Annotated in this window: 23 protein-coding genes; 12 read left to right on the forward strand and 11 right to left on the reverse strand. The window is 67.0% G+C overall.

Translation table 11 applies throughout. The features are described from left to right. From ACZ5CM_RS03000 to ACZ5CM_RS03030, 7 genes are all read left to right on the forward strand, one after another. Positions 1-1278, forward strand: coding sequence for an FHA domain-containing protein (locus tag ACZ5CM_RS03000; protein WP_464641134.1), 1278 nt, complete (start codon positions 1-3; stop codon positions 1276-1278). Next, complete coding sequence (locus ACZ5CM_RS03005; protein ID WP_464641136.1) at positions 1247-2224, forward strand: PP2C family protein-serine/threonine phosphatase; 978 nt, start codon at positions 1247-1249, stop codon at positions 2222-2224. The genes ACZ5CM_RS03000 and ACZ5CM_RS03005 overlap by 32 nt, the downstream gene beginning before the upstream one ends. 23 nt (positions 2225-2247) lie before the next feature. Then, positions 2248-3456 carry a P-loop NTPase family protein gene (locus ACZ5CM_RS03010; protein ID WP_464641138.1) on the forward strand — a complete coding sequence of 403 codons (1209 nt, stop codon included), beginning with the start codon at positions 2248-2250 and terminating at the stop codon, positions 3454-3456. 155 nt (positions 3457-3611) lie between these two features. Further along, the gene (locus ACZ5CM_RS03015; RefSeq protein WP_464641140.1) at positions 3612-5675 is read left to right on the forward strand and encodes a dynamin family protein; all 2064 of its coding nucleotides are present in this window, start codon (positions 3612-3614) and stop codon (positions 5673-5675) included. A gap of 29 nt (positions 5676-5704) precedes the next feature. Further along, positions 5705-6628, forward strand: a complete 924-nt coding sequence (locus ACZ5CM_RS03020) for a P-loop NTPase family protein (protein WP_464641142.1) — start codon at positions 5705-5707, stop codon at positions 6626-6628. 116 nt (positions 6629-6744) lie between these two features. Then, positions 6745-7050: a hypothetical protein gene (locus tag ACZ5CM_RS03025; RefSeq protein WP_464641144.1), complete on the forward strand. Its 306-nt coding sequence runs from the start codon at positions 6745-6747 to the stop codon at positions 7048-7050. 37 nt (positions 7051-7087) lie between these two features. Next, positions 7088-7867, forward strand: coding sequence for a hypothetical protein (locus ACZ5CM_RS03030; protein ID WP_464641146.1), 780 nt, complete (start codon positions 7088-7090; stop codon positions 7865-7867). Positions 7868-7880: 13 nt separating this feature from the next. Here the strand turns inward: ACZ5CM_RS03030 and ACZ5CM_RS03035 are convergent, their stop codons facing one another. The 11 genes from ACZ5CM_RS03035 to ACZ5CM_RS03085 form a co-directional block, all read right to left on the reverse strand. After that, positions 7881-8063 (reverse strand): hypothetical protein, encoded by a 183-nt coding sequence (locus ACZ5CM_RS03035; RefSeq protein WP_464642467.1) that lies wholly within the window; start codon positions 8061-8063, stop codon positions 7881-7883. 74 nt (positions 8064-8137) lie between these two features. Beyond that, on the reverse strand, positions 8138-8821 hold the full coding sequence (locus tag ACZ5CM_RS03040) for a CbiX/SirB N-terminal domain-containing protein (RefSeq protein ID WP_464641148.1): 684 nt from the start codon (positions 8819-8821) through the stop codon (positions 8138-8140). Between the two features lie 10 nt (positions 8822-8831). After that, positions 8832-10478 (reverse strand): cytochrome D1 domain-containing protein, encoded by a 1647-nt coding sequence (locus ACZ5CM_RS03045; protein ID WP_464641150.1) that lies wholly within the window; start codon positions 10476-10478, stop codon positions 8832-8834. Continuing rightward, positions 10453-11667, reverse strand: coding sequence for a heme d1 biosynthesis radical SAM protein NirJ (gene nirJ / locus ACZ5CM_RS03050; protein WP_464641152.1), 1215 nt, complete (start codon positions 11665-11667; stop codon positions 10453-10455). The genes ACZ5CM_RS03045 and nirJ overlap by 26 nt, the downstream gene beginning before the upstream one ends. Positions 11668-11672: 5 nt before the next feature. Beyond that, entirely contained in the window at positions 11673-12158 is a 486-nt protein-coding gene (gene ahbB / locus ACZ5CM_RS03055; RefSeq protein ID WP_464641154.1) for a siroheme decarboxylase subunit beta, read from the reverse strand. Further along, positions 12155-12610 carry an Lrp/AsnC family transcriptional regulator gene (locus ACZ5CM_RS03060; protein WP_464641156.1) on the reverse strand — a complete coding sequence of 152 codons (456 nt, stop codon included), beginning with the start codon at positions 12608-12610 and terminating at the stop codon, positions 12155-12157. The genes ahbB (ACZ5CM_RS03055) and ACZ5CM_RS03060 overlap by 4 nt, the downstream gene beginning before the upstream one ends. After that, on the reverse strand, positions 12607-13599 hold the full coding sequence (ahbB, locus tag ACZ5CM_RS03065; RefSeq protein WP_464641158.1) for a siroheme decarboxylase subunit beta: 993 nt from the start codon (positions 13597-13599) through the stop codon (positions 12607-12609). Before ahbB (ACZ5CM_RS03065) ends, ACZ5CM_RS03060 begins: the two co-directional genes overlap by 4 nt. A gap of 3 nt (positions 13600-13602) precedes the next feature. Continuing rightward, positions 13603-14808, reverse strand: coding sequence for a cytochrome D1 domain-containing protein (locus ACZ5CM_RS03070; protein ID WP_464641160.1), 1206 nt, complete (start codon positions 14806-14808; stop codon positions 13603-13605). After that, the gene (locus ACZ5CM_RS03075; RefSeq protein WP_464641162.1) at positions 14805-15164 is read right to left on the reverse strand and encodes a c-type cytochrome; all 360 of its coding nucleotides are present in this window, start codon (positions 15162-15164) and stop codon (positions 14805-14807) included. The genes ACZ5CM_RS03070 and ACZ5CM_RS03075 overlap by 4 nt, the downstream gene beginning before the upstream one ends. Beyond that, positions 15157-15948, reverse strand: a complete 792-nt coding sequence (cobA, locus tag ACZ5CM_RS03080) for a uroporphyrinogen-III C-methyltransferase (RefSeq protein ID WP_464641164.1) — start codon at positions 15946-15948, stop codon at positions 15157-15159. The genes ACZ5CM_RS03075 and cobA overlap by 8 nt, the downstream gene beginning before the upstream one ends. A 77-nt stretch (positions 15949-16025) precedes the next feature. Continuing rightward, positions 16026-17639 carry a cytochrome D1 domain-containing protein gene (locus tag ACZ5CM_RS03085; protein ID WP_464641166.1) on the reverse strand — a complete coding sequence of 538 codons (1614 nt, stop codon included), beginning with the start codon at positions 17637-17639 and terminating at the stop codon, positions 16026-16028. Positions 17640-17890: 251 nt separating this feature from the next. Between ACZ5CM_RS03085 and ACZ5CM_RS03090 the strand changes: the two genes are divergently transcribed. From ACZ5CM_RS03090 to ACZ5CM_RS03110, 5 genes are all read left to right on the forward strand, one after another. After that, positions 17891-20008: a 4Fe-4S binding protein gene (locus ACZ5CM_RS03090; RefSeq protein ID WP_464641168.1), complete on the forward strand. Its 2118-nt coding sequence runs from the start codon at positions 17891-17893 to the stop codon at positions 20006-20008. Next, positions 20005-21210, forward strand: coding sequence for an NnrS family protein (locus tag ACZ5CM_RS03095; RefSeq protein ID WP_464641170.1), 1206 nt, complete (start codon positions 20005-20007; stop codon positions 21208-21210). The genes ACZ5CM_RS03090 and ACZ5CM_RS03095 overlap by 4 nt, the downstream gene beginning before the upstream one ends. A 223-nt stretch (positions 21211-21433) precedes the next feature. After that, a complete protein-coding gene (locus tag ACZ5CM_RS03100; protein WP_464641172.1) occupies positions 21434-21883 on the forward strand; it encodes a c-type cytochrome in 450 nt (149 codons plus the stop codon). Positions 21884-21898: 15 nt separating this feature from the next. Continuing rightward, on the forward strand, positions 21899-23266 hold the full coding sequence (locus ACZ5CM_RS03105; protein ID WP_464641174.1) for a cbb3-type cytochrome c oxidase subunit I: 1368 nt from the start codon (positions 21899-21901) through the stop codon (positions 23264-23266). Between the two features lie 5 nt (positions 23267-23271). Then, positions 23272-24081, forward strand: coding sequence for an AAA family ATPase (locus tag ACZ5CM_RS03110; protein ID WP_464641176.1), 810 nt, complete (start codon positions 23272-23274; stop codon positions 24079-24081). Position 24082: the final 1 nt, after the last annotated feature.

A 24082-nucleotide genomic window follows, 5' to 3' on the forward strand; every position in this document is an offset into this window, starting at 1 on the left:
ATGAAGTTCATCAAGGAAATCATCTCCAGGCGGCAGGATGAAACCGGGCATGTCGAAGACGCCTTCGACCGGGAAGCGGCCGCATCCGGCGATGCCCTAGACCTCGAGGCATATTCCCTCCCGTCCGAGCCGGCACCCGCCCCCGCCGAGAGCGCGGACGAGGTGACGGTCGACGAGGACGAGCTGTGCCGGCTGGTGACCGAGTCCACCTGGATGCCGACCCGGCCGGCCGAGGAGGGCGGGCAGGACATTTCAGGCGCGAACGCCGCGGGCGAACCCGGCCCATTGCAGGAGAAGACCCCTGGCGAGGACGACGAGGCCCTGGGCCGCGACCTGGGAGAGCGCGCCGCGCAGCGGGCAATGGCGGCACTGGCGTCATCGCGGGACATCCGCCATGCAGCAAGGGCCGCCGACGATCGGACGGAGCGGTCACGGCCTTCCTCTGCGCCGGGGATTGTCGCCGACGAGATGGAGGAGCCGGGGGACGGTCCGCTGCACCAACGCGAATCGGTGACGAGGCTTCGCCCCCGCGCCAACCCGCAGGAGCCAGCCATTGCCGAACTGCCCGATCCCTTCGACCGGCTCGAGTCGGAAGGGGCAGGGCCGGCGCCCGCGACCGAAAGGGAAAGAGCCTCGCCGTTCCAGCGTCCCGAGGCGGCGGACCGGCGCCCCCCCGCGGCGCCCGAGCGGCCGCCCCGCGCCGACCGCCCCCGAACGCGCCTTTCCGACGATCTTTCGTCGCAATTGAACAGGGAGGGCGTGGAAATGCCTTCGCCGGCGGTCGGGCGGGCTGCGCGCCGCTCGGGGCGGGCGGTCAAGACGCGCCTGCTGGGTTTTGCCGGCGGCATTGCCGAGCCGGACCCGCTTGATTCGGCGGCGGCTGCCCCGGCGGGGCGAAGCGCGTTCCCGACGGGCTGGATCGTGGTGATTGCCGGTCCGGGGCGCGGCCACGCCTTCACCCTGTTCAACGGCGTGTCGCAGATCGGCCGGGGAGAAGACCAGGCAGTGCGGCTGGATTTCGGCGACACGAGCATTTCGCGCAGCAACCACGCGGCGGTGGCCTATGACCAGCGGCGACGGAAATTCTATCTCGGGCATGGAGGCAAGGCGAACATCGTCCGGCTGAACGGCAAGCCGGTGCTCAGCACCGAGGAACTGCCGGACGGCAGCATCATTACCATCGGGGAGACGACCCTGCGGTTCGTGGCGCTTTGCGGGGCGGAATTCGATTGGGACAGGACAGGCGATGACGATGTCGAAAGAGCCGTTTTCGGCTGAACCCGAATACGATGCGGCATCGGCCATCAGCATCGGTGGCCGTGACTGCCAGGAGGATGCGATCGTCACCGATTTCCCGCAGGGTGCGGGGGTCGGGCTTGTGGTTCTTTCCGACGGCATGGGCGGGCACGCGGCCGGCGACGTGGCCAGTAAGATCGTCGTGACCGAGGTGTTCAGCGAACTAAAGCTCAGGACCGGCAATCGCGACGGGTTCGAACGCGACATTCGTCGGATCCTGTGCGATGCCGCGCAGATTGCGAATGAATGCGTGCTGTCCCACGCCACGACGCATCCCGGCACCACCGGCATGGGGGCGACATTGCTTGCCACCGTGCTGATCGGAGACCGGCTGCACTGGATTTCGGTCGGCGATTCCCCGCTGCTGCTGTTTCGCGACGGGCGGCTGTCGCGCCTCAACGAGGATCATTCGCTGGCGCCGCAGATCGATCATCTCGTCCGCGCGGGGCTGATGGCGCCTGAACGCGGCCGCAATCACCCGGACCGAAGCTGCCTGACCTCGGTGCTGATCGGACTCGAGATTCCCCGCATCGACTGCCCCGACAAGCCCGTGCAGTTGCGACAGGGCGATGTTGTCATTGCCGCCACCGACGGGCTGGAGTTTCTTGAAGAGGAGGAAATCGAGGGGGTTCTCCTGAAGCTTTCCGACGCGCCCAGTGCCGAGATTGCCGCCGAACTCATGATGCGGATCGAAGCGATGGACGATCCCTGGCAGGACAACGTGACATTCGCCGTGATTCGCCCCGGCCCGGCGGCCGCCCGGGTCGAGAGTGCGCCGGCGCCCGCGCATCTGCCCTGTCCCGGCAGTGCTGCCGCGATCATGCGCAAATCGGTGCGGGGCGGCGGTGTTGCCGTTGCGGCTTCCGGTTCGCGTTCCGGTATCGCCATGATGTGCCGCGTCTCGGGTGCGGCGGGGCGGGCGACATGACCGGGGTGGCGGCGGTCGACCGCATGACGCGGGAACTGAAGGCGGCGATCGATTCGGGTCGCATCGCCGGCGCCCAGAAGGAGCGCGCCGCCCGGCTTCTCGCCCGGCTCGACGCTCCGGTCTCGGTGGTTGCGACGGGATTGCCCGGATGCGGAAAATCTTCCGTGATCAACGCGTTGCTGGGGCAGGTGGTGATCCCCGAGGGGATTGACCTTCCGGTAATCGAATGCGTTGGCAGCCGCATTCCCCGCACCCATTTCGTTCACGCCGACGGCACGGCGGACAGGACGGACGGGCTTGCCCTGCGGGGGGCGGTCCCTGACGACGTGGCACTGGTCCGGCTGGAGTTGCCGGTGCCCGCTCTGAACGGGATGAGCCTGACGGAAATCCGCCTTGCCGGATCGTTTTGCGAGCAGCGCGCGGCAGTCGAACTTGCCGTGGACAGGGCGGATATCGTGCTGTGGTGCTCGGAGGCCTTCACCGAGGCCGAGCGGGCGCTTTGGCGTGACGTGCCGGATCGGATCAAGGATCATGCCCTTCTTGTTCTGACCAAGGCCGACCGGCTGTTGATGCGCGGCGCGCTGGACGCGAAGATCGCGGCCTTGCAGGATATCGTGGCCGAGGAATTCTACGGGCTTTTCCCGCTTGCCACGCTGCAGGCGCTGGCGGCGCGTGAGGGAGGGGCCGAGGAGGGCGAGGCGCTGTGGAAGGCCAGCGGCGGCAAGGCGCTGGCTGCCGCGATCGGTCGACAGGTGGCGTTGGGTCGCACCGCCGATGCCGACAATGCGCTGGTCTTTCTCAGCCGTCACGGGGCCGCGACCTGTGCCGCCCCGGACAGCGATGAGCGGCCGGTCGAACCGTCCCCCGCGCCGGCGCCGGAAGGAGGCGTCGGGGTCGGAAACAGCGAGACGCTGGCCCGGGCGATGAAGCTGCTGGCCGAAGGTGTGGACGAGATGGCCCGCGACCTGCCCGAGGATGCCGCGGCGGCGCGGGAATTCGTGCTGGATCGCTGCCTCAGGACGGCCACCGGACTGTCCGAGATTCTGATGCAGGCCCCTCGCGGCGACCCTCTGATCGAGGCGCTGGCGGGTGATGCGGGCGAAGGGGTGGACATGATCGTGCTGATGCAGCTCGAAGGGACGGACTCTGCGGCCGAGGATGCCTTGTCGGCACTTCTTCAGATGCGCAAGGCGCTGGTGGAAAGCGGTGCGGAATCGGTGGCAGTGGATTGATTGCGGGTTTCGACGGAATGGGGCCGCAAAATGACCACAATCAGGCGGGATGCTGTGACGGGAAGAATGTCTGGCCGTTTCGGCCCCGGCCGGAGCGGTTTTCCGGGCTGTGACAACATTTCGAACGCGCCGAGGCGATGGAAACCGGGTTTGGCATGAACACTGGAACTGGATCACGAACGGAAGGAGCAGATCGGGTGATCCCGGGCCTGCCGATGTTCCGCGAGGGGCTGGAACCTCTGGACCGGTTGTCCGCGAAGATCGAACGGCTGACCGAGGCCCTGCGGCACCTGGTCGATATCGGTGACAGGGATACCGCCCACAAGGCGAGCCGGCTGATTCGAACGCTGACCGGCCTGGAGCCGAGCGTCACGCTGATCGGGCAGGTCAAGTCCGGGAAGACCACGCTGGTAAACGCCATGGCCGGCTGTCCCGGCCTGCTTCCCGCCGATGTGAACCCGTGGACATCCGTCGTCACGTCGCTGCATCTTGCCCCGGAAGGGCGCGCGCTCGGCTCGGGGGCGCGGTTCCGTTTTTTCGATGCGGACGAATGGGACAGGCTGCTGACGCGCGGCGGCCGCATCGGCGAGCTTGCAGGTCGCGCCGGCGCCGAGCAGGAGCTGGAACGCATCCGGGCCCAGGTGCAGGCCATGCGCGAGAAGACCCGCGCCCGCCTCGGCCGCAAGTTCGAGTTGCTGCTGGGACAGGAACACCACTATTCCGAATTCGATCACGACCTGATCGAACGCTATATCTGCCTTGGCGACGATATCGGCGGCGACGCCGGTCTTGCGGCGACGAAACAGGGCCGGTTCGCCGACATCACCCGCTCGGCCGATCTCTACCTGCGGCACGATGCCTTTCCGCTGCCGCTGTGCCTGCGCGACACGCCCGGCGTCAACGACACCTTCATGATGCGCGAGCAGATCACCATTCGCGCCCTTCGCGACAGTCGCCTGTGCGTGCTGGTCCTCTCGGCCCACCAGGCCCTGACATCGGTGGACATGGCCCTGATTCGACTGATTTCCACCGTGAAATCGCGTGACGCGGTGATCTTCGTCAACCGCATCGACGAGTTGTCCGACCCCGCCCGGCAGGTGCCCGAGATCGAATCCGCGATTCGCCAGACACTGAAGGATCACAACGGCCCGGTCGATGCGCAGATCATCTTCGGCAGCGCCTTCTGGGGGGCGCGCGCGCTGCAGGATGACATCGAATCCATGCCCGAGGACTGTTCCGCGGCCCTGCTCAACTGGGCCGAGGCCAGCCTGCCGGATCTTCCCGACGGGATGACAACCCAGCAAACCGTGTGGGAACTGTCGGGCATCCCCCCCCTGTTTCGCATCCTGTCCCAGCGCATCGTCGAGGGAATCGGACGCGAGACGATGGACAAGGTCTCGCGTAGCGCGCTCAACCTAGCCAACGGCCTTCGGATCGCCGGCTCGATTTCGATTGCCGGCGGGACGTTCCGGCCTCGTATCGGGCGCGAGGAACTCAACGAACGGGTCATGGATCTTGCGGTGCGCCATTTCGGTGCGCTGGAAAGCGCGCTCGAGGATCTCGCGCAAAGCTTTCGCGCCCGCCTCGACCGCGCGCATGCGAGCTTCCTGGAACGGGCGACCGAATCGCTGGTCGATCACCTTCAGAAAAAGGGCGAGGATCTGATCTGGGAATACGACCCCACCGGCCTTCGGATGCTGCTTCGTTCGGCCTACAACGTCTTCGGGTCGGCGACTCAGCAGGCAGTACAGAAAATCCTCGAGTCCGCCACGTCGGATCTGCACGCGCTTTATATCGCGGCCTTCGGGGACGAGGTGAAGGGCATTCAGATTCGCACCCCCGCCACCCACCGCGTGCCGCCGCCGGTGTTCATCGGCCAGACGATCGCGCTGGACTTCAAGGGCAACTGGTGGTCGAGCTGGTGGCGCAAGTGGCGCGGATACCGGTCGCTGGCCCGCAATTTCCACGATCTGATCCGTGCCGAGACCGCTCCGATGGTCAGTCAGCTCAAGGAAGCCCAGGCCGAGGAGCTGTGCCGCGCTGCGGTCGGCGTGCTGGACGAGTTTCTCGATGAACAAAGGGTCATCCTGACCGGCATCATGGAAAGCTGCGATGGCGGGCGGGTGGATGCGCCTCTTCTGCCTGTGGACGGGGCCGAGGAACACCGCCGCCAGGTTCTTGAAAACACGCTGAAGACGTTGACCCGATACGCCGCCTGAGGCGCCGGGCAGCATGGAGGGCTGCGACCATGACCACTGATTCCGCGACCGATGCCGCACCGGGCATCCAGCTTCTTCGCAAGCCGCGCGTGGCGCTGATGGGCGAATTCAGCGCCGGCAAGAGCACGCTGACGAACCTTCTGCTTGGCGGGACGCCGCTTCCGGTCAAGGTGACTGCGACCCGCCTGCCGCCGGTATGGATCTCTTACGGAGAACCGGCAGTCTGGCGCGAAGATGTCCATGGCAACGTCATTCCCATCGACTCGGCGCACCTGGGCGACGTGCAGCTGGAAGATACGCGCCTTGTTCGCATGACGATGGAGGAGGATGTCCTCGACATGTGCGACCTCATCGACATGCCCGGCATCTCCGACCCGAACATGCCGCCCGAGATATGGGAGCGGATCCTTCACGAGGCCGATCATGTCATCTGGTGCACCCATGCCACGCAAGCCTGGCGGCAAAGCGAGGCCGCGGTCTGGGAGACCGTATCCGAAGAGTTGCGCCGCGCGAGCCTGCTTCTGGTCACGCGCATCGACAAGATCGCGCCGGGCCGGGATCGCGACCGCCTTCTGGCCCGCGTCCGGCATGAGACGCGCGGTTTGTTCGCGGATTTCTTTCCGATTTCCCTGACCGATGCCATGAAGGCCGGGGACGATCCCGGAAAATGGGTGGCCAGCGGCGCCGAGGCCTTCATGCGCAGGCTGGTGGCACTGGTCGATGACCCCGAGGCGCCGCCCCTTGGCACCTACGAGCAGGGCGTATCGGCAGCCGCCGCGCCGGCGCCGGCCCGGAACATGGCCGCGAACATGGCCCGAGAGAGCAGCGGCGAAATCCAGCCGGAGGATTGCGAAAAGGTTGTCGTTCTGCCCCGCCGGGTCGTTCCGGTGACGGGCGAGGGTCACCGCAGGCCGCGCCCGCCCGCCCGGCGGGCCGGTCCGGGTCGGGCATGACACGCCGGGACGCTTCACAAGGGCCAACCGGAGGCGCGGATGGCATGAGCGTGGCGCGACGACTGGAGGCGCTCAGAAAGGCGCTTCCCGGCTGCTCTGCCGTCGTTCTTGGCGACATGTCTTCGGAGCTTGTTCTGCGCGCCAGCCTCTCCGACGATCGGCCCCAGGAATGGCTCGACGAGCTTTGCGCCGCCGGCTCGGCCCTGTTGACGGGACCGCTGGCGGAACGGGCGGGCGAGGGGGCCTCCGGCCAGGGGGTGACATGGGCCGCTGCGTCCTCGCACGACGGAATCCGCCTGTTCGTCCGCCTCCCCGATGACGATGCGGATGTGCTCTGTTGCGTTTGCGCGGCGAATGTGGACATATCCGGGGCGACACGGCAGGCCGGAGCGGCACTGGCCGCCATCGCGGGCCAGGGCTGACCCGCCCGGCCTTCCCTGCGCACGGCGGTTCGAAGGGATGAGCGACAGCGAAAGGCTACGTCGGAAGATCGCGCGCCTGCGCGACGATCTTGACCCGGACGGGGCGGGCTGGCGACGCCTTCGCCCAGCCGGCAAGATGGGGCTTGCGGGCCTGCTGTTGCGTGAAATCGCCGAAACCGTCCTGCACCGGCGGTTGCTGATCGACATCGGTGGGGGGGCGCCGCTTGCGATCGAAGCCGCGGGCGGGCGTGTTCTGGAACTCGAGGCCGGAAGCCTTCGGGTGACAGGGCGCGGCAGCCATGCGGCAGGGGATATCGACAGTTTCGCGGCCGGTCTTGCGACGGCGCTGGAAAAGGCGCTTTCCGGCCGGACCGAACTGCGTATCCGCACCACCCGGCCGGGCGGCGAGCCGGGCGCCGATGATCTGCGCTGCCCGCCGGCTCTGATCGCGCACCACCTCAAACTCTTGCGCCTTTCCGGCCGGAAGGGGCTGACCGCGCTGGTGTCGATGCTGGGCGAGGCGGTTCACGACTGGGTGCTTCTCGATCCAGCGGGGCAGGTGAGCGACAGTGCCGCCTCGGACGGCGGGGCATCGGATCTGGCTGAACTGGCCGCTGAAGATCCGGCCTGCCGGACTGCCCGTCTTGATGCCGTCCTTGGCGGGGGCGGAGCGCCGGGCTGGACGCTGCTCGGACCGGCCGGGCAGGGACGCGCGCTGCTCGTGGCGCGCGCAGAAGGCGAGATCCTGCTTGCCCTCATCGGTCAGCAGGCGGTGGACGACCTTCCGCGACACTGGCGCGCGGTCATGGGCGGGTAAACGCACCCCGCGCTCATCCTTCCCCTTCGGCTTCGTCGATCAGGTGCCGTGCCCACATCCCCGCGGCCCATGCCGCAGGCACTGCCAGGGGCAGGCTCCACAGCACGGCGGGCACCGGAGCGAGCGTCAGTGCCGGAAAGCCCGCGAAATGTGCGATTAGCCCCAGCAGAAAGAGGTTGATCGCAACCGCCCCCATGACGAAGGGATAGAGAAGAAGGGCGAGTTTCCACACCGGCCAGCGGCCCCCGTCAGTGTCGGTATCGGAATCGGTCACGGGGTTGCCTCCTGCGCGGTATCCAGAATGGCGCGGGCAATCAGGGCGGGGATGCCTGCGGCCTGCCCCAGAACCGGAAGGACCCTGCCGCGGAAACCAGCCTCACCCAGTGCTGCTGGCAGGTCGCGCCGGACATGTTCGCCGGGCAGGGCGAAGCAGGGCAGGCAGACGGCGTCATTGTTCATGTCTCGCGCGGCATCAGCCAGAAACGGGGCCTGTTCCAGATAGCCGGTGCGGACCTCTGTGTCATCGGGAAGCCTCGCCCTCAGCCGCCGCGCGAATGCCTCTGCAGCGCCTGACGCCGCCTGCCCCCGTGCCGATCCATGCGCGGCCAGAAGGATCCCGCCCACGGGCCGGTCATGAATGCCGGCCCATGCCGTCAGCGCTGCCGTGGCCGTGTCCGGCAGATCCGGCAGCAGTCCCAGCGGAGCGGTCGTGATCAGGCCGCTCCATTTTAACCGGCCGGGCAGAACCTGCTTCACGTACCATCCCCCGGCCATGAACAGCGGAAAGATCACGGCGCCGCCGGGCAGGGTGCGGGCTGCGGCCTCCAGGCGTCCAGGCGTCGCCAGCGTGGACGAGAGAACCCGCCAGCCGGGCAGCGTCTTCCGGACCTGCCCTGCCAGAACGGCCAGAAGGCCCTCGGCCGGTTCGGCATTCGAGGGCTGACCATGCGCCACGATCAGCGCCTCAGTGGCTGGTTCCCTCCGAGAATGTGATCTTGTTCCAGACATTGTACTTGCCCGAGGGCTTGCGCATCGGCAGGCGCCTGACCTCTTCCAGCGTGTTCGCATCATAGACGATGATCGCCCCGTCATCTTCCCACACCGAGACCAGCGCCCGGCTGCCGTCGCGGTTGAACTCCACATGCGCCACCGTCGCCCCCGGTACCGGGCGCAGGGTGCGCACGATCTCAAGCGTCTGCTTGTCGATCACGTTCATCAGATCCCGGTTCGGGCCGAAGAACACGTCGGCCCAGAAATAGCGCGAATTCTCGTGGCTGCGCAGGAAGAAGCCCGGCCCCTGCGTGGCGATCGTGGCGATCACCTGCCAGCTTTCCGTATCCACGACCGTGATCTTGCCCTCCTTCAGATGGGGCAGAGCCATCACCCGCCGGCCGTCGCGCACCCAGCTGATGCCCGAGCCCAGATGCGGCATCCCGTCCAGCGGAAGTTCCGCGATCTCGCGCCCGACATTGAGATTGACCACCACGCCCCGCCTGCCGTCGCGCGCCGCCCCGATCAGGTTGCGATAGTCCTGGGTGAAGAAGAAATCGTCCAGCGGCTCGGAAATTTCGATCCGCCGCCGCGCGAACAGGCCGCGGCTGGAGGGCAGGGCCTCGATCATCCCCTTTTCGCGCGAATGGACGAACCCCTCGTAGACCGGATCGGCATCCGGATCGGTTGCCACTTCCCAGATCTCGGGCGCGTCCTTCAGCGCCAGGATGAAACTCTTGCGCTGCGGCGCCTGGTACACCGCCGACACCCGCGACGGCACGCCCAGGCGGGACACTACCGGCAGGACCCTGGCCACGCTCAGATCCTCGGTGGAGAGAATGGTCAGCGACATCGGCAGGTAATTGGCCACCGCCAGCCACCTGCCGTCATGGCTGATGGCGATATTGCGGCTGTTCAGCCCCGCGCGCACGCGCCCCACCTGATGCAGCGACCACAGGTCGTATTTCTGCACCCAGCCGTCGCGCGACATGATGAAGACATAGCGCCCGTCGGGGGTGTATTTCAGCCCGCCATGAACCGCAAAGGGCGTGGCGAAACGGTCGAGCACCTCGAAACTGTCCCCGTCCAGAACCGAGACGTGATGATCCCCCGTCTCCACCGCCAGCGTCAGGTTCAGCGGGTCGCAATCGCAGCGCGGCGCGTCCGCCGGAACGTAGTCCGGGTCCATCTCGCGGCTGGCCATGATCTCGGACTCGCCCCAGTCGGGAATTTCTGCCAGCGGTGTCTTCAGCCACGCCGCCAGCGTCTCGATCTGCGCCGCATCCAGCCTGTCGCCGAATGCCGGCATCTGCGTGGAGACGCGCCCGTCCCGGATGACCGCCGCCACCTTCGGCCCGCGCATCCGCTTCAGCGTCTCGGGGATCAGCGCCGGCCCCTGCGCGCCCAGCCGGTTCGCCCCATGGCAGGCGGCGCAATATTCGGCATAGTCGCCCGCCGGTCCGGCCGCGACCGTCCCGACTCCCGCCCACAGGGCCAGAACGCAAGCAACCAGGGCCCCGGTCCATCCCTTCCTCTTGCCCCAAATACTCCCGCCGGAGGCGCCCGCCCCCTCCGCCCGCGCAAAGAAGCGCCGGTCAGAAAAACCTGTGAACCGGATCATGTCTCTTTCCCCGGAACGGCGCGATCTCCAGCCGCTCGGCCGCATCCTCCACGCCGATTTCCTCGTTGCTCAGATAGCAGGCCGGATCCTCGGCCCAGGGATCGCCGGTCAGCTGCAGGGCGCGGATGCGCGTGTTGCCGCCGCAGATCTCGCGCAGCCGGCACGCGCCGCAGCGCCCCTTCAGCGGCCGCGGCCGGGTGCGCAGCAGCGCCAGCATCGGATCGCCCCCCGTCCACAGCTGCGAAAACGGCACCTGCTTCACGTTGCCTACCGTGTAGTCCGACCAGTAGGTGTCGGGATGCACATCGCCCAGAAAGTCGATATTGGCCACGCCCAGCCCCGACGAATTGCCGCCCCAGGCAATCAGATGCGCGCGCAGATTGTCCACCTTCGCGGAGTCGAAGCGCGCTTCGGCCCATTGCAGGAAATAGCCCGCATCGGCATCGTTGTTGCCGGTGACGATATCCAGGGGCCGCCCGCCCGAAACCGCCTCCCACGCCCGCTCCAGCAGCAGATCCATCGCCCGCCGGGTGCGGGTGCGCGCGGCATCCTCGCCGCGGTTCTTGTCGCCGCGCCCGGCATAGACCAGATGTGACAGGTAGAACTTGTCCACGCCCTCGTCATCGCACAGGCGCAGCAGGTCGGGCAGGTTGTGGGCATTGCCCTCGGTCAGGGTGAAACGCAACCCCACCTTGACCCCGCGCGCCTTGAGTTCGCGCACCCCTCGCAGCGCGCCAGCAAAGGCGCCCTCCACACCCCGGAACCAGTCGTTCGTGGCCCCGATCCCGTCGATCGAGATGCCCACATAGTCGAACCCGACCTCGGCCACCCGGTCGGCCGCGGCGCCGTGGATCTTCGTGCCATTGGTGCTCAGCGCCAGAACCCGCACCAGTTCGCGCCCGCGCGCGGCGATCTCGAACAGATCGCGCCGGTCCAGCGGCTCGCCGCCCGAAAGGATCAGCGCCGGAACCCGGAACCGGCCCAGATCCTCCAGCACCTCCATGGCCTGTTCGTGGCTCAGCTCACCGGGGAAATCCACATCGGCCGACACCGTGTAGCAATGGCGGCATTTCAGGTTGCACCGCCGGGTCAGGTTCCAGATCACCACCGGTCTGACCGGCCCGCCGCCGCGCCGGCGCACGGGCGTGGGGGTGACCAGTTGCTGCATGTATTCGGTCAGCCGGAACATGGGTGTCAGCCTTTCTTGCGCAGCCGCAGCCCGGTCTTCTTCAGGATGCGGGTTGAATACAGGATGTCATGGCCGTGGCAGGCCTCGCCCAGCAGGGCGGCGATCTCGGCCCGCTTGGCCTCGACCTCGTCGCGTGACGCCCCGTGCACCATGGCGAACAGGTTGTAGGGCCAGTCGGGCAGGGCGCGCGGGCGCTCGTAGCAATGGGTGACGAAGGGCAGGGCGCCGATGCGCGGGCCCAGCTCGGCCACGCGCGCGTCGTCCACGTCCCACACGGTCATGCCGTTGGCCGTCAGCCCCAGGCGGTAATGGTTCGGAGCCGCGGCAATCCGCCGGATCACGCCGGCTGCCTTCAGTTCCCGCAGCCGCGCCAGCAGCGCGCCTTCGGAGAGCCCCAGCCGACCGGCGATCAGCGCATAGGGCTCCGGCACCAGTGGCAGCCCCCCCTGCAGGGCGGCGACGATCTCGCGGTCTGTGCTGTCCAGTCTCATGCGGCGACCCGGAACCCGATGTAGAATTCCCTCAGTTTCGGAAAGCGGAGCACCTTCAGTCCGGTTTCCCGTTCGATGGCATCGGCGGTTTCGGTGATCCCCTCGGGCGTTTCGGTGGCCAGAACGAACCACATGTTCAGCCGGTGCGCGCGTTTATAGTTATGCGCAACTTCCGGGTGGGCATTGACTTTGGTCATGACGTCGTCGAATTCGGCCTCCGGCACCGCCATGGCGCACAGGCAGAATGCCCCGCCCATGGCGGCGGCATCGAAGAACGGGCCGAAGCGGGTGATGTACCCCTCTTCCTGCAGGCGCCGGATCCGCTCCAGAAGATTCTCCTCGCTCAGCCCCAGCCGCCCGGCCAGCCCGGCAAAGGGGGCATGTTCCAGCGGCAGATCGTCCTGAAGCGCGTTCAGGATCGCCCGGTCGAGATCGCTCAGCCCGGCGCTCATGCGACAGCCCCCGGCCTCAGCGCGATCAGCGCCCCGGTCTGCTTGAAGCAACGGGTCGAGAACAGCACCTTGTGCGCAGCCCCCTGCAGGCCCGGAAGTTGGCGCGCGCGATCGAGAACGGAAAGCGCCTCGTTCCGGCTGCGGGCATGGATCATGTTGAACAGGCGATAGGGCCACAGGCCCGGCACCGGTTCGCGCTCATAGCACAGCGTGACCCCGGGCACGGCGGCAAGCCGGGGGCCGACCCGTTCGATCTCGTCGGCGGGCAGGTCCCAGACCACCATCGCGTTCGAGCTCCACCCCAGCGCCCGGTGGCGGACAATGATGCCGAAGCGGGTGATGATCCCGCCCCCCGCCAGGACGCGGATGCGGTCCATGACCTCTTCCTCGGGGCGGCCCAGCCGCCGGCCGAGGGCGGCAAAGGGTCGCGCCAGGACGGGCATTCCGCTGGTCAGTTGTTGCAGAAGCTGCCGGTCGCCGGGGCGCATGACCGACATGTCCACCGGGCGCGGCGCTGGCGGCCTGTGCATGCCCCCGGTCATGCGAAAACCCAGATCGACGTTGAAGGGCCGCACCAGCGGCAGGTCCAGCACCTCAAGGCCGGTAAGCACGCGGATGGTGGCCAGTGTCGCGTTCACATGTGCGCGGTCGGGGCCGGTGGCCACGAACCAGATGTTCCACGTATCTTCCCGCTGATAGCTGTGGTTCACCCCGTCCTGCGCGCTGATGATCGACGCCACCGCGTCGATCCGCTTTTCCGGCGCCGCCACTGCCGCCAGAGTGCTGGCAGACACCGTGTTGGGGGCGCAGGTGGCGCCGACGCGGGTCACGCGCCCGGTCCTCGTCATCCGGGTCAGCCGCTCGATCACGTCGTCCTCGTCGGTTCCCAGCGCCCGTGCGATTACCGCGAAGGGGCGTTCGGTGACGGGGAAGTCGCGCTGCCAGTCGTCCAGAAGCCCGCGGTCGATCGGATCGGAGATGATCTTCATCGCCTACAGCCCCGTCCTGTGCGCCCGCGCGGTGAAGAAGATGCCCGAGGGGCTTTGCGCGTCGATCTCGCCCAGCTTGGCAAAGTCGTGCGTGTCGAAGATCATCACCTTGCCCGCGTCGCGCACGCTGACCCAGACTTCATGCCCGCGCGGGGTGAATTCCATGTGCAGCACCGCCGGGCCGGGGCTGAACTGGTGGATCACGCTTCGGGTCACGGTATCGATCACCTGGATGGTGTCGTTCAGGGGATGGGCGAAATTCACCCACACATGGCGCCCGTCGGGCCGCGCCATGGCAAAGACCGGCTGGCCATGGGTCGGCGTGCGCCCGGTTTCGGAAAAGGTCCTGGCGTCGATCCACAGCACCTCGTGCCGACCCACCGCCGGCAACACGAACTGGTCCCCGGTCAGTGCCCAGCCCTCTAGGTGGGGCATCTTGTAGACCGGCAGTTTCCGCTCGCCCCGGCCGTAGCCGGGCAGGACGCGGATCGGCCGGGGGCGCTCGGCCCACAGATCCAGCGCGGTCAGCCCGTCCTCGCCGAACAGCCCGGTGATGTAGGTGCGCCCGTCGGGGGTGATCAGCGCGTCATAGGGGTTCATTCCCATGCCCGTGATCCGGTCGATCTTCACCGGATCGGCCGAGAAATCGGTGATCCAGGTCTCGCCGCTGTCCCAGGTGGTGAAGACGAAGCGCCGCCCCGGCGCATCCACGAGCCCGATGGTCTTGGCGCCGGTGGGAATGTCGGCGACCATCTCCAGTGTTTCGGCATCGAAAACCCGCACCCCGCCCGGTTCGTAGTTCGACACCGCCACCAGCCGCCCGTCATCCGAGATCGCGCCGCCGATCGCGTTGCCGGCCTGCAGCACGCGCCCGGCGATCCGGCCCTCGACGATATCCACCTTGGTCAGCCCGCCATCGCGGCCGAAGACATAGGCGAAGCGTTCGTCGGGCGACCAGACCATCGAGGCATGGCTGAGATCGCCCAGCCCGGTGATGCGCATCAACGCCGCCCGCTCGGACTGGTCGATCAGCAGCAGCGAGCCGCTGGCGCGTTCCACCACCAGCCCCAGATCGCCGGTGGCCCGGGCGATGCAGGCGGGAGTCGCTTCGCCTGCACGCGCCGGCGCGGCGGCGGGCAGGGCGGCCAGCGCGGCAGACAGCGAAAGGAAACTGCGGCGCGTTGTCAAAGGTGCGATGCTTCCGGTCATGGCCGCTCTCCCTTCAGCAGATATTCGGCGATCCACCCGGCCTCGGCCTCCGAGATCAGCGGGCGCCATGGCGGCATGGCCGTCTCGGGAATGCCGTCGAGGATGACCCCGCGCAGCGTTTCGGCATCAAAGGCCGTCAGCGCCTGCGGGCGGATGTCGGGGCCCAGCCCGCCCCTGAGCGTCATGCCGTGACAGGCGCCGCAGTCCTGCCGGACCAGCCGCTCCAGCGCCGCCGGGTCGGGGCCAGTGCCGGGGTTGATGGCCGTGCCGGTGCCGATGTCGGAGCCGGTATCGGGCGCGGCTTCGGCCGCCACCGCGGCCGTGGCCATCAGCAGCCAGGCCAGCAGGCTACGCATGGGCCGCGACCCTTTGTGCCGTGGCGAGGTCGGCAGCCACCTGCGCGGTCGGCATTCCGGCATAGAGCGTCACCACCCGGCCGATGATGAACAGAACGGGGGCAGCCAGCCCGGCCTTGCGGATATCGGCCGCAATCCGGTCAAGCCGCGAAACCAGCCGTCTTTCGCGTGGTGTGGTGGCCTGCGCCACGGCCAGAACCGGGGTGCTTTCGGGCAGGCCCTCGGTCATCAGGCCGACGGCGATGCGCCCGATATTGGCCACGCCCATGTAGACCACCAAGGTCGTGTCCGGGTCGGCCAGGCGCTTCCAGTCCAGATCCAGACCCTTGCCCGCCTGGCGGTGGCCGGTGACATACTGTACCCCCGTTGCCAGGCCGCGATGGGTCAGCGGCACGCCGGTTGCACTGGCCGCAGCCTGCGCGGCGGTGATGCCGGGGACGTATTCGACCGCGATGCCGTGGGCCAGAAGATGCGCCGCCTCTTCCGAGCCGCGCCCGAAGATCAGCGGATCGCCCCCTTTCAGCCGGGCCACGATGCGGCCGGCACGGGCCTCTTCCAGCAGGATTTCGTTGATCCGTTCCTGGGGAACGGGGTGAAAGTTCGGGGCCTTGCCGACGGGTATCCGCCTTGCGGTTTCCGGCGACAGGGCAATGATTTCGTCCGAGACCAGCCGGTCATGCACCACCACCTCGGCCTGCGCCAGCTTGCGCACCGCGCGCAGGGTCAGCAACTCCGGGTCGCCCGGTCCGGCGCCGATGAGAAAGACTTTGCCCGGCTTGGTCATGGGTGGCGTCCTTTGGTGAAATGCGGCCGAGAGGGGAGGGAGGCGGGCCGGAACGCTGCCGGCCCGCCCGTCGGACATCAGTAGATGTCGTTGCGGGTGTTGTAGACGTTGAACTTGCCGGTCGGCGTGATCAGGCGCGGATCCTTGATCACCGCCTTCAGCTTGAGCGTCTTGTCATCAATCACGACGATGGCGCTGGGCAGCTCCTTGCCGTTCCAGACCGAGAACCAGATCTCGGTGCCATCCCGGTTGAATTCGCCCTGCACCACGCGGGGCTGGCCTTCGGTGATGCCGGACCATTCGACGATCGGCAGCACGATCGGCTCGGGGTTCTCGGTATCCAGCTCGGACACCCGGAACACCGCCACCGAACCGGAGACCTCGGCATCGGGGTTCAGCGGCGCATCGACGTAGAGGTGATCCGATTTCGGATGCGACTTCACGAACAGTGAACCACCGCCCAGACCTTCAAGCGTCTCGACGACCTTCCAGGCATAGTCGGGATGGCCTTCGGGATCGGTACCGATCAGCGAGACGGTTTCGTCGCCCAGGTGCGAGGTCACCCAGACGGGGCCGAATTTCGGATGCACGATGTTGGCACCGCGGCCCGGGTGCGGTTTCACGCCGCCGGTCTCGATCAGGGCCACCAGCTTGTCTTCCTTGGTGTCCACGACCGCCACCTTGTCGCGGGCGTTGGCCGCCACCAGGAAATAGCGCCCGGTCGAGTCGAACCCGCCGTCATGCAGGAAGCGCTCGGCCTCGATCTCGGTCACCTTCAGGTTCCTGATGTCGGAATAGTCCACCATCAGGACCTTGCCGGTTTCCTTCACGTTGACCACGAATTCGGGATTGAAGTGCGAGGACACGATCGAGGCCACGCGCGGTTCGGGGTGGTAGATCTGTTCGTCGTAGATCATGCCGCGGGTGGATTTGACCTTGAGCGGCTCCAGCGTGGCGCCGTCCATGATCACGTATTGCGGCGGCCAGTAGGTGCCCGCAATCGCGTACTTGTCCTCGTAGCCCTCGTATTTCGAGGTTTCGACCGAACGCGCCTCGGTCCCGACCTTGACCTCGGCCACCTTGGCCGGCGGGTCCATCCACAGGTCGATCATGGACACCAGCGCATCGCGGCCGATCACATAGAGATAGCGCCCCGAGGCCGACATCCGGCTGATATGCACCGCATAGCCGGTGTCGATGATGGTCTTGATCTCGTAGGACGACCCGTCGATCAGCGCCACCTGTCCCGTGTCACGCAGCGTCACCGAGAACAGGTTGTCGATGTCGATGTCGTTCTGCTTGGAGGTCGGGCGCTGGTCGGGGGGCACGATCAGCTTCCAGCTGGCCTTCATCTCGGGCAGCCCGAATTCCGGCGGCGCGGCCGGGTCGAGCAGCAGATAGCGGGCCATCATGTCCACTTCGTCGTCGCTCAACTGACCGGAGGTGCCCCAGTTCGGCATCCCCGCGGGCGAGCCGTAGGTGATGAAGTCGCGCAGGTATTCGTAGCCGTTTTCGCGCGTGATATCGACAGTCAGCGGCTTGCCGGTTGCGCCCTTGCGCAGCACGCCGTGGCAGCCGGCGCAGCGCTCGAAATAGATCTTGTTGGCGACGTTGTACTCGTCCGCCGTCATCACCGGGTCGCCTTCCTTGCGGCCGGGGATCTCCACCTTGATCTGGCCCAGCGTGTTCATGCTGGGTTCATACGCCGCCCCTGCAGTGTCGGCATGTGCCTTGGGTTTCTGCTGCGCCATGGCGGCAGGCGCGATAGCCCCCAACGCCAGGGCAGTGCTCGTCAGAAGCAGTGCTCTGCGGATGGTTTTGCTTGATATCATAACGGGAACTCCGATGCTCTGGTGAGGCAGTCCGACTCTGACATTCCGCGGCGCAGCGATCCTTGATTTTCGTCAAGGCGCGAGGCGCCCCCCGCGCCTACCCGTTGGACATGAGAACGGCTTTCCGAGCGGCTTGGCGGGCGCTGGTCTGTGCCCTTGCGGTGGTGCTGGCAGGCGCGGCGCTGGCCGACGGCCCGTCGCGCCCCGGTTTCGAGGCAGCAATTTCCCCGGCCGAACCCGATGCCCGGATGGCCGCCGATCTGTTCGGCGTGGGCGGGCCGGTGAGCGTCATCCGCGAAGAGGGGGAAGCGCCGGGCTGGCGGGTCGAGGACGGCAGGGGCGAGACCCTGGGCTATATCGGGTCGAGCTGGGAGCTGACCCATTCGGTGGGCTATTCGGGCCGGCCCATCGACATGCTGGTTGCCGTCGATACCGAGGCCCGCATCGCCGGCGCCCGCCTGATGCGGCAGAACGAGCCGATCCTCAGCCTCGGCATTTCGGACCGGGACATCGCGGCCTTCGTCAGCGGCTTTGCCGGCGTCGATCTGACGCGCCCGCAGGAAAGCGCGGCGCTGGCCGAACGGGGGCACCCCGACATCATCTCGCGCGCCACCGTGTCCACCGGGGTAATCCGCGATTCGATCCTGCGCGCCGGGCGGACGCTGGCGCTGACCCGCGGCATTCTCGGCGGCGGACGGATCGAGCGGGTGGCCTTCACCCCCCGCAGCTGGGCCGAGCTGGTCGAGATGGGCGCGATCCGCTCGCGTGCGGTCACCATGGCGCAGGCCGCCGCGGCGCTTGCCGGAGCGACCCCGCCGCTCCAGCCCGGAGACGGGTTGTTCCTCGATCTGCATGTGGCGCTGCTCGACCCGCCCGAGATCGGCCGCAACATTCTCGGCCAGCAGGCCTATACGCGCGCGGTCGGCTCGCTACCGGCGGGGAAGGTGGCGCTGTTCGTCGCCTCGCGCGGGCTGCAGTCGCATCGCGGGCTGAACTGGCGGCGCAGCGGCGTCTTCGACCGCATCGCGGTGATCCAGAACGGCCGGCGCTTTGCGCTCACCCGCGAAGGCTATACGCGGGTGGACAGGCTGGCGCTTGCGGATGCGCCCGCCTTCAAGGAGCGCAGCATCTTTCAGCTCGGCGGCGAGGGCTTCGATCCGGCCGCGCCGTTCCGGGTCGAGGTGACCGCCACGCGCCCGGCGGAACAGGGCGGCAAGGTGTCGATGGTCACTGCGGTCGAATACCGCCTGCCCGAGCGCTTCCTCAAGCCGCTGCCGCCTGCGCCCGCGCCGCTGTGGAAGGAGATATGGGAACGCAAGTGGCCGGTGGTCGTGTTCGTGGGGGCGATGCAGGTTGCGCTGACGCTGCTGTTCCTGTTCCAAGGGCCGATCGTCCGGCGCCGCAAGCTGTGGCTGCGGTTCCGCATCGCCTTTCTGTCGCTGACCCTGTTCGTGCTCGGCTGGGGGCTGAACGGTCAGCTTTCGGTGGTGCAGGTGGTGGCCTTCGTGCAGTCTCTGCTGTCGGGTTTCCGCTGGGAGACGTTCCTGATGGAGCCGGTGATCTTCGTGCTCTGGAGCGGCGTTGCTCTGGGAATGCTGTTCTGGGGCCGCGGGGTCTATTGCGGCTGGCTGTGCCCGTTCGGCGCGCTGCAGGAGCTGACCAACCTTGCCGCCCGGCGCTTCGGGATCCGGCAGATCGAGGTGCCGCACGGCTTGCACGAGCGGCTGTGGATCATCAAGTACACCCTGTTCATCGTGATCCTGGGGCTGTCCTTCTACTCCATGGCCTGGGCGCTGCTGCTGGCCGAGGTGGAACCGTTCAAGACCGCGATCACCATGCGGATGATGCGGGCCTGGCCCTTTGTGCTGTTCGTGCTGGCGCTGCTGGGGGCGGGGCTGTTCATCGAGCGTTTCTACTGCCGCTACCTCTGCCCGCTGGGTGCGGCGCTGGCGATTCCGGCCAAGCTGAAGATCTTCGACTGGCTGGAGCGGCGGCCGCAATGCGGGCGCGAATGCCGGTTGTGCGAACAGAAATGCACCGTGGGCGCGATCGATCCGCTGGGGCGCATCAACCCGAATGAATGCGTGCTGTGCCTGCGCTGTCAGGTGATCTACAACGACGAGAAGACCTGCCCGACGCTGATGCGCCGGGCGCGGGCGCGGGCGGCACAGGCCGAGATGGCGGCAAGGCAGAAGGCGAAGGCACAGGCGGAGGCAGCAGGAACATGATCGAGGCGGTTCGCAGGGTTTTTTCGCAGGGATTTCGGGTGTTTTTCCTGTCGGCGGGGCTGTTCGGAGTCTTTGCCGGACTTGTCTGGGGGCTGTATCTGAGCATTCACGCGCTGGGCGGGATGTGGAACGACCTGCCCTTTTCCATGGCGCCCTACCAGTGGCACGCGCACGAGATGATCTTCGGCTATGCCACGGCGGCCATGGGCGGGTTCTTCCTGACCGCGGTGCCCAACTGGACCGGTACGCCGGGGGCGCGGGCGGGCTTCATCACCGCTGCCGCGCTGGTGTGGTTTGCCGGGCGGGCGGCCATGTGGTTTTCCGGGGCGCTTTCGCCCTGGCTGGTGGCGGTGATCGACCTGGCATTCCTGCCGGTGCTGGCAGCCAAGATCGCCTCGCAGCTGGCGCGTCGCCCGAAACCGCAGAACGTCATGTTCCTGGCCTTCCTGCTGCTCTTGTGGCTGGCCGATCTGACGGTGCATCTTGAGTGGCTGGGCCTTTCCGAGACGGCTGCAACCACCGGGCTGCGGGCCGGGCTGCTGACCCTGATCGCGCTGATTTCCACGCTGGGCGGGCGGATCACGCCGGCCTTCACCCGCAACGCGATGAAGCGCGCGGGCGTTCCCGAAAGCGAATGGCCCGTTTCCTCGGATGTGCTGGACCGGCTGGCGCTGGTGATGGTCCTGCTGCTGCCGGTCATGCTTCTGCTGGGGGTGCCGGCCGCGGTTCCGGCCGCGATTGCCGTGGCCGCCGGCATGATCCAGTTCGCCCGCCTTGCCCGCTGGCGCGGGCTGTGGGCGTTGCGCCAACCGATCCTGATCGCGCTGCATATCGGGCTTTCGATGCTTGGTGCGGGGCTTATCCTGTGGGGGCTGGCGGGCTTCGGCATCGGCAGCGAGGTGGCGGCCCTGCACATTCTGGGCATCGGTGCGGTGGGCGGCATGACGCTGGCGGTGATGAGCCGGGCCGTCCTTGGCCACAGCGGCCGCGAGCTGGTTGCACCGGGGCCGGTGGCGGCGGGCTACTGGCTGCTGGTGCTGGCGGCGATCCTGCGCTGGGCGGGGTCCACCGGGCCGGGGTCGTGGTATTTTCCCGCGATGCTGGCGGCCTCGGTGCTGTGGTCGCTCACCTTTGCGCTCTACCTCGTGGCGTTGTGGCCGGCGCTGACCGGGCCACGGGCCGGGCGTTCGCCATCCGACTGAAATTCTCCGGAAAACGGTGCTGAAGGCCGCGGCCAGGACGCATGGCCGGCAGTTGGCATGTCATCTCGAAACCTCGCCGCCAGGGCGCCCCGACATGCCTTGCGCGCCGGAGCCGACGGGAAAGGGCGCGGCAAATGGACCGCTGCTTAACCAAAGTCAAGGCCCGGAGAACACGGAGAATTGATAACGGGTCCACTGGAAAAGCCGCGCAAAGGAGAGCGCAATGCGCGAAGTCATGACCAAAAGCATGGCCCGCAACATATTTTATGGCGGGTCGCTGTTCTTCATCATCATCTTCCTGGGCCTGTCGGCCCAGTCAGTATCCTACATCACCTCCCAGCCGACCAACGACACGCTCAACGACAGCGTGATCGCGGGCAAGCGGGTATGGGAGGAAAACGCCTGCATCAACTGTCACACCATCATGGGCGAGGGGGCCTACTTCGCCCCGGAACTTGCCAACGTGATGACGCGCTGGGGGGTTGCGGATGACCCGGAGGCGGCCTTCGAGACGCTGAAGGGCTGGATGGAAAGCCAGCCCAGCGGCATCGAGGGGCGCCGGCAGATGCCGCAGTTCAACCTCACCGACGAACAGATTCGCAACCTGGCGAATTTCCTGCTCTGGGTCGATTCCGTCGATACCCAGGGCTGGCCGCCGACCGATGCGGGCTAAGGAGGGCCGATCCCGATGAAATACGAATCTCAGAAAATCGCCCTGGCCTACTTTGCAGTGGCCATGGCCCTGTTCGCGGTCCAGACGCTGGTCGGGCTGCTGCTGGGGTGGATCTACGTGTCGCCGAACACGCTGTCCGAACTCACGCCGTTCAACATCGTGCGGATGCTGCACACCAACTCGCTGATCGTGTGGCTGCTGCTGGGCTTCTTCGGCGCCGCCTATTTCCTCATCCCCGAGGAATCCGAGCGTGAAATCCACTCCACGAAGCTGGCCTATCTGCAGCTCATCATTCTGGTGATCGGCACCGCCGGCGTGGTGGTGACCTACCTGTTCGACCTGTTCCACGGCAACTGGTTCCTCGGCAAGGAGGGGCGCGAGTTCATCGAACAGCCCGTCTGGGTCAAGATCGGCATCGTCGTGGCGGCGCTGATCTTCCTCTACAACGTCACCATGACGGTATTGCAGGGCAAGAAGACGGCAATCACCAACATCCTGCTTCTGGGTCTGTGGGGGCTGGCGCTGCTGTTCCTGTTCAGCTTCTACAATCCGGGCAACCTCAGCCTCGACAAGCAGTTCTGGTGGTACATCGTGCACCTTTGGGTCGAAGGCGTGTGGGAGCTGATCATGGCCTCGATCCTGGCCTACCTGATGCTCAAGCTGACCGGGGTTGACCGCGAGGTGATCGAGAAGTGGCTCTACGTCATCGTCGCCCTGGCGCTGTTCTCGGGCATCCTGGGCACCGGCCACCACTACTACTGGATCGGCACGCCCGCCTACTGGCAGTGGATCGGCTCGATCTTCTCCTCGCTCGAAGTGGTGCCGTTCTTCGCCATGATGGCCTTTGCCTTCGTCATGGTCTGGAAGGGCCGCCGCGATCACCCCAACAAGGCGGCGCTGCTGTGGAGCCTCGGCTGTGCGACTCTGGCGTTCTTCGGCGCCGGGGTGTGGGGCTTCCTGCACACGCTGCACGGGGTGAACTACTACACCCACGGCACGCAGATCACGGCCGCGCACGGGCACCTGGCCTTCTACGGCGCCTATGTGTCGCTGAATCTCGCGATCATCACCTACGCGCTGCCGATCCTGTTCAACCGCGATCCCTACAACCAGGTGCTGAACATGGCGTCCTTCTGGCTGATGTCGGGCGGGGTGGTCTTCATGACCTTTGCCCTGACCTTCGCCGGCACGGTGCAGACCCATCTGCAGCGCGTCCTGGGTGAGAACTACATGGACGTGCAGGACCAGCTCGGCATCTTCTACTGGATGCGGTTCGGGGCCGGCATCGCCGTGGTTCTCGGGGCGCTGCTGTTCATCTACTCGGTCTGGGTGCCGCGCAAGGAGGTGATCGCACCCGGCGCAGCCGAGACTCCGGCGGAGTGATGGAGATGGATGGAACTTCCACCTTCGGGAGGGGGGCGGCAACCGCCCCCTTCTACCTTGCTCAGGGCGACGAATGCGACGTGTTCGCCGCCGCCCACGAAAACAACCTGCCGGTCCTTCTGAAAGGGCCGACGGGATGCGGCAAGACCCGTTTCGTCGCCCACATGGCCGAGCGGCTGGGGCGCAAGCTCTATACCGTGGCCTGCCATGACGACCTGTCGGCCGCCGATCTGATCGGGCGCTACCTGCTCAAGGGCGGGGAAACCGTCTGGGTGGACGGCCCGCTGACCCGGGCGGTGCGCGAGGGCGCAATCTGCTATCTCGACGAAGTGGTGGAGGCACGCAAGGACGTGACCGTGGTGCTGCATCCGCTGACCGACGACCGGCGCATCCTGCCCATCGACCGCACCGGAGAGGAACTGCAGGCCGCCCCCGGCTTCATGCTGGTGGCCTCGTACAACCCCGGCTACCAGAACATCCTGAAGACGCTGAAACCGTCCACCCGTCAGCGCTTCATCTCGATCGAATTCGACTTTCCCGCCCCCGATCTGGAGGTGCGGGTGGTGGCTGAGGAAAGCGGCCTGTCGCCCGAGCGCGCCAAACCCCTGGTGCGGCTGGCGAACAAGCTGCGCGGGCTCAAGGGGCAGGATCTGGAAGAGGGGGTTTCGACCCGTCTTGTGGTCTATGCGGCGACGCTGATGGCGCAGGGCATGAATACCGACCGCGCCATTCGCGCGGCGATGATCGAACCGCTCACCGACGACGAAGACGTCAAACGCGGGCTCCTCGATCTGGTGACGGCTGTCTTTGGGTGAG

This window comes from Piezobacter thermophilus (assembly GCF_055386745.1).